6 protein-coding genes are annotated in these 5,684 nt (G+C 57.1%); 1 reads left to right on the top strand and 5 read right to left on the bottom strand.

The features are described from left to right. The 5 genes from DWV16_RS19725 to spoVG all read right to left on the bottom strand — a co-directional run. Positions 1-541 (bottom strand): MATE family efflux transporter (locus DWV16_RS19725; protein ID WP_243007373.1); only part of this gene is annotated, 541 nt, incomplete at its 3' end. A 180-nt stretch (positions 542-721) separates the two neighbouring features. Next, positions 722-1,291 (bottom strand): dipicolinate synthase subunit B, encoded by a 570-nt coding sequence (locus DWV16_RS18475; RefSeq protein ID WP_118480906.1) that lies wholly within the window; start codon positions 1,289-1,291, stop codon positions 722-724. Continuing rightward, positions 1,291-2,172, bottom strand: coding sequence for a dipicolinate synthase subunit DpsA (gene dpsA / locus DWV16_RS18470; RefSeq protein WP_066458307.1), 882 nt, complete (start codon positions 2,170-2,172; stop codon positions 1,291-1,293). The genes DWV16_RS18475 and dpsA overlap by 1 nt, the downstream gene beginning before the upstream one ends. A 92-nt stretch (positions 2,173-2,264) precedes the next feature. Continuing rightward, positions 2,265-3,665 carry a D-alanyl-D-alanine carboxypeptidase family protein gene (locus DWV16_RS18465; RefSeq protein ID WP_158572980.1) on the bottom strand — a complete coding sequence of 467 codons (1,401 nt, stop codon included), beginning with the start codon at positions 3,663-3,665 and terminating at the stop codon, positions 2,265-2,267. 116 nt (positions 3,666-3,781) lie between these two features. Further along, positions 3,782-4,111, bottom strand: a complete 330-nt coding sequence (gene spoVG, locus DWV16_RS18460; RefSeq protein WP_066458301.1) for a septation regulator SpoVG — start codon at positions 4,109-4,111, stop codon at positions 3,782-3,784. A gap of 155 nt (positions 4,112-4,266) precedes the next feature. Between spoVG and murC the strand changes: the two genes are divergently transcribed. Continuing rightward, positions 4,267-5,631, top strand: a complete 1,365-nt coding sequence (gene murC / locus DWV16_RS18455) for a UDP-N-acetylmuramate--L-alanine ligase (protein WP_118480902.1) — start codon at positions 4,267-4,269, stop codon at positions 5,629-5,631. Positions 5,632-5,684 lie beyond the last annotated feature (53 nt).

The following is a 5,684-nucleotide window of genomic DNA, read 5'->3' as shown; positions in this document are numbered from 1 at the left end:
ACACAAAGATAAACAGCGGGTCAAGCGCCACATTCAGAACCCCGCCCGCCGTGATGCCCACCATCGCATTCATTGCGCTGCCTTGGAAACGCAGCTGATTATTGAGCACCAGCGACGCAACCATATACGGCGCGCCAAGCAGGATATATTTCGCATAATCGCGCGCGAGCGGCAGGATGGTTGGGGTCGCGCCAAGCATCGTCACCAGCTGATCCAGAAAAATTTCCCCAAGCAGGGCCATCGCGCCGCCCGCGATGAGCGCGGAAAAAAAGCCGGTCGCCGCCATGCGGGAAGCTTCCTCAAATTCCTGTTCTCCAAGTTTGCGGGAGATATAGTTACCCGAACCCTGCCCGAACAAAAAGCCCAGCGCCTGGATCACCGCCATCAGCGAAAAAACCACGCCAACCGCGCCGGTCGCGGTGGTGCTGATGCGCCCGACAAAAAACGTGTCCGCCATATTATAGATCGAAGTGATCAGCATGCTGATGATTGTGGGTACTGCCAGGGTGCAGACCAATTGGGGGATGGGGGTCTGGGTCATACGCAGAAATTTTTCGTCGGCCGTTTGATCGCTTTGCAAGAAAACCGCTTCCTTTCTCTTTCCTTCCTATTGTACATGGGGACAAATTAGTTGTCAAGTCAACTAATTTGTCCCCAAAAAGCAGCAGTGGCCGCCGTATGCATACGGCGGCCACTGCTGCTGATTTATATGGAGGCGCTCTTAAAGGTAGAGCGGCTGGAGCTGTTTTCCGGAGAGCGATGCCTCGACCGTCTCCCCGATCTTATCAAAATGCGCCACCAGCGAGGTGGGCTTCCCCTGCGGATCGTCCTGCGACATCGGGACGAAATAAACATTCTTTGCATTCATAAGCGTGGCGATGTTGCGTGCCGACGCGCCGAGCGCGTCGTTTGTGGAAACCGCGATCACCAGCGGATTCGCGTTGCGCAGGCTTGCCTTGCAGGCCATGCAGACACAGGTGTCCGTGATACCGTTCGCAAGCTTTCCGAGGGTATTTCCAGTGCACGGCGCGACCACCAGCGCGTCGAGCAGGTTTTTGGGGCCGATCGGCTCGGCCTGTTCGATCGTGCGGATCACTGGGCGGCCGCAGATCTTCTCAATCTTTTCAATCCACTCATCCGCCTTGCCGAAGCGGTTATCGGACACGCAGGAAATCGGGGAAATGACCGGCATTATCTCATAGGTTTTCGCGAGCTTCTCCATCTGGGGCAGCACATGCCCCCAGGTACAGAAGGAACCGGTCAGCGCAAAGCCCAATTTCAGCTTTTCCATCAGAGCACCCCCTGTTCCGCAAGGCAGTTGCCGATCGTTTCAAGGATGATGTCCCCTGCGGATATCGGCGCGCATTTCCCGGGCAGCGAAAGCGCCCAAACGGTCTTGATCCCCAGTTCCCGCGCCGTATCAAATTCAACCCCGCCGGGTTTCGAGGCGAGGTCGATAATGAGCGCGTCCTTGCGCAGTTTCGACAGGATCTCGCGGCCGAGCACACAGGCGGGCACCGTATTGAATACCAGATCCGCCCTGCCGACATGTTCGGCAAGCGAAGCGATATGTATCGCATGGCAGCCCTCGGCTTCGATCCAGGCAAGGTCCCCATATTTTCTTGCGGCGACAGTGACCTGCGCGCCCATTGCATTGAGCACGCGCATCAGCGCGCGGGAAATCCGTCCATGGCCGGTGATCAGGCATTTTGAGCCGAACAGCGCGGTCGGCATCTCTTCCATCGCAATAGCAATTGCGCCTTCCGCCGTGATCACCGCATTTTTAACGGCGAGCTCCTCGCGTTTGAGATAGTCGGCCAGGGCCATTTCTTTTTTTGCGGCAAGCTCCTGCATGGCGGGGCTCACTTTTCCGGCAAAAACCGCGGCGCCGGGCCTGATGCAGTCAAAGCATTCTTTTACAAAAACGCGCTTCTGGGAAAATGGCGCGTTAACAGTGGCTTCGTCAGTGGTGAGCGGCAGCGGAAAGATCACCACATCGCACTCCGGAAGCACTTCGGCCGGATCGTCCGGACAGGAAAGCTCCGGCCGAAGGGTCGCATTGTTTTCGAGCAGCAGGGCGTAGACCCGGTTGCCCTGTTCGGCCAGCCGGTTCGCAATGTGCGCCTGGCGCAGATCGCCGCCGACCACCGCTATGGTTTTATATTGAATCATAAAGACAACCCCCATAGGAATTTAATGTATCCGTACATTGTTACATCCTATGAGGGTTTGACATGATGGGTGATTTATTTTCAAAGATTTTGTCAGGTCTCCCGTTCATCGATCACAGTGATCCGGTTTTGTTTTTTCTTATCCACCGTCACATCGATCACCTGCTGCTGCGCCCGCCGCGCCGCAATACGCTCGCGGGCCTGCATCTGCCGTCTCTGGCGCGCAGCCTCCTGTTTTCTGCGTTTTTTTGCGTAATGGCCGCGTATTATCATACGCAGAAGCACCAGCAACAGTACCAGCGCCAGCAGTCCGGCGCCTGTCCACTTCACGAACGCGGGCAGCTTTGGCGGACCGCTCTTCCCAGGCTGTACCGGCTCGCTTGCCGGCGCGGCAGCCGGCCGGGCCTTCACAAAAGTCAGCGGGACCGACGCGACCTGTGGGTCCATGAATGTTTTAACCGATTCCGGCGCCGTAATTTGCAGCATGTTTTCGCCATCCAGCTCCATTTTAAGTGAATCCGCCGGAACCGCGTCCGGAAGCAGGATGGCGAGATCCTTTCCCAGCTGCCAGACGCCATCCTCCGTTTCCCGCGTGGGCAGCTGCTCCTGCGGGATGGTCACCTTTTGGAAATTGTCAAAACCATAGTCAAGCAGCGCGGTCGAATCCTTGAATTCCCCGTCGACCGTACCGGATGGTTTCATCACCACGCAGATGAGGGTCACGCCATCCCGTTCGGCCAACGTCACCAGCGTTTTGCCCGATTCCTCGCTCCAGCCGGTTTTTCCCGCGAACGCGCCCGGGTAGGTGTCATTCAGGGTGAACATATACTGACGGTTATTGAGTTTCCGGGTTTCCGGCTGTTTGTTGGTGGGAGGGATTTCATAATGCTGGGTTCCGGCCAGCGTCCGGAACTCCGGGTGCGTCATTGCCTCCCGGGTGATGAGCGCCATGTCGTAGGCGCAGGTGTAGTGGTTATTCTCCGGCAGGCCGTTCGGGTTATTGAAATGGGTATTCACCGCGCCGATTTTTTCCGCGCGCAGATTCATTTTTTGAGCGAACGCCTCGAGCGAGCCCGCCAGATGAATCGCGATCCCATTGGCGGCGTCATTGGCCGATTCAACCATCATCGCGTATTCAAGCTGTTCAAAAGTGATCTCCTCGCCCGGCGTGAGCGCGATATGTGTGGTGCTGCGCGGCACCGACCAGACCCCTTCGTCGGTCATCGTGACCACGTCAGCCGGATTTCCTTCCTCCATTGCAATGAGCAGGGTCATGATCTTTGTGATGCTTGCCGGGTGCATCCGGGCGGTCTGCCGCTTTCCGTAAAGCACCTGGCCGGTATCGCAGTCCATCAGGACGGCAGCCTCGGAATAGAGGCTCGGCGGCGACGGCTTCTGAGCCCGCGCGTCCGTCCCCTGCGCGGCAAGGGCCGCGGCCGGGATATTCAAGCATAGAAACGCCGCCGTGAACAGGGCGGTCAACAATTTCCGCATCTTAACGCCTCGCTTTGTCCGGGATAACATACGAAAATTATTTTAACATATCAGCGGGGATTGTTTGTGAAATCCTTGTGAAAATTTTCCGAAGTAAAAAGAAAAATCCTCCGCGCTTACTGCGCGGAGGCGTGTTCATCCGGATGGTTTCCTGACGCATGTCCGACAGCGGCATCTTCCTGCTGCTTGGCCGCCATATGTTCCTGATATGCCGCGAGGATGCTGTCTTCAACCTGCCGGCGCGCGGCGGTCGTGATCGGATGGGCGATGTCACGAAAGACGCCGTTGTCGTCCCGGCGGCTGGGCATCGCCACAAAGAGGCGCTCCGGGCCTTCGATCACCTTGATGTCGTGGACGGCGAGTTCCCCATCGACCGTGATGGAGACCAGTGCGCGCAGGCGGTTGTCCTGATAGGTGCGGCGGATTTTGATATCTGTGATATTCATTGCTGTATTTCCTCCTAAATGTTTGTCAAGGATAGTATTTGGCACGATTGGCAAAGATATACACTGAGGCCGGACCACGGGCTTGAATTTTTCACAGAATCAGCCTATACTACATAGGAATAGGTTATCTGAATTGTTTTGGAGTTGAAAACACCATGTTTGATGGAAAGATCCTCAAAAATGCAAAGCATATCCACTTTATCGGAATCGGCGGGTCCGGCATGTTCCCCATCGTGCAGATCCTGCATGGGCAGGGCTATCACATCACCGGCAGCGACAACAACGAAACCGACACCCTCGCGTTCGAGCGGGACATGGGCATTGAAATTTTCCTTGGCCAGCGCGCGGAAAACATCAAAGGCGCGGATCTCATCGTCTACACCATCGCGATCATGGACGACAACCCCGAACTGATCGCCGCGCGGGAAAGCCGCGTCCCGCTTGTTGAGCGCGCCGAGCTGCTCGGCTACCTCACCAGCCTGTATGAAAACTGCATCTGTGTCTGCGGCACCCACGGCAAAACCACCACCACCGCCATGCTCACCCAGGTGCTTATGCAGTCGGGGCTCGATCCGACCGTTTTTATCGGCGGAAAGCTCCCGCTCATCGGCGGCAGCGGCCGCACGGGAAAATCGGAACACATGGTCTGCGAAGCCTGTGAATTCAAAGATCATTTTCTCCAGCTTTTCCCGGATGTGGCAGTCATTCTGAACGTCGACGCCGACCACCTCGAATACTTCAAAACGCTCGACAACATCATCAAGTCCTTCCACCGGTTCGCCCAAATGGCTACAAAAGCCGTCATCGTGAACGGCGACGACGTAAATTCGATGAAAGCGGTCGAAGGGGTCTGCGGCAAGCCCATCGTCACCTTCGGCTGGGGCGAGAAAAACGACTACCGTCCGGCGGATCTCGTCATGAGCCGCGGCGCGCAGTCCACTTTCACCCTTTATGAGCGCGGTCAAAGCCTTGGAACCTTTACGCTCAACATCCCCGGCCGCCACAATGTCCTGAATGCGGCAGCGGCGGTCGCCGCCGCGCGGATGGCGGGCGCGCCGCTCGAGGAAATCCGCGCGCATCTCGCGGAATTTCACGGCGCGGGGCGGCGCTTCGAAATTCTTGGCCGCCCGCGCGGCGTGACCATCGCGGACGACTACGCGCATCACCCGGCTGAGATCGCCGCCACCCTCAAGGCCGCCAAGGAAATGCCCTTTCAAAAGGTCTGGGCGGTCTTTCAGCCATTCACCTACTCGCGGACCAAAATCCTGATGGACGATTTCGCCAAAGCGCTTTCGATCGCGGACGAAGTGGTCATGAGCGAAATTATGGGCAGCCGCGAGAAGAACACCGAAGGCGTTTACACCAGCCAGCTCGCGGAGAAAATTCCCGGTTCTGTGTGGTTCCCCACCTTCCAGGAGATGGCCGACTACGTGATGGGCCGTGCCGGGGAGGGCGACCTGGTCATCACTCTCGGCTGCGGCGATGTTTACAAATGCGCCAAACTGATGCTTGATAAATAATAATCCCCCGGCATAGCCGGGGGTATTTCATATGCGGGCAAAGCCCTATGATG

Source organism: Anaerotruncus sp. AF02-27 (assembly GCF_003465835.1).
GTDB lineage: Bacteria > Bacillota > Clostridia > Oscillospirales > Ruminococcaceae > Anaerotruncus > Anaerotruncus rubiinfantis.
The sequence above is the reverse complement of the archived record's forward strand: the minus strand, read 5'-3'. Positions and strand labels throughout refer to the sequence as shown.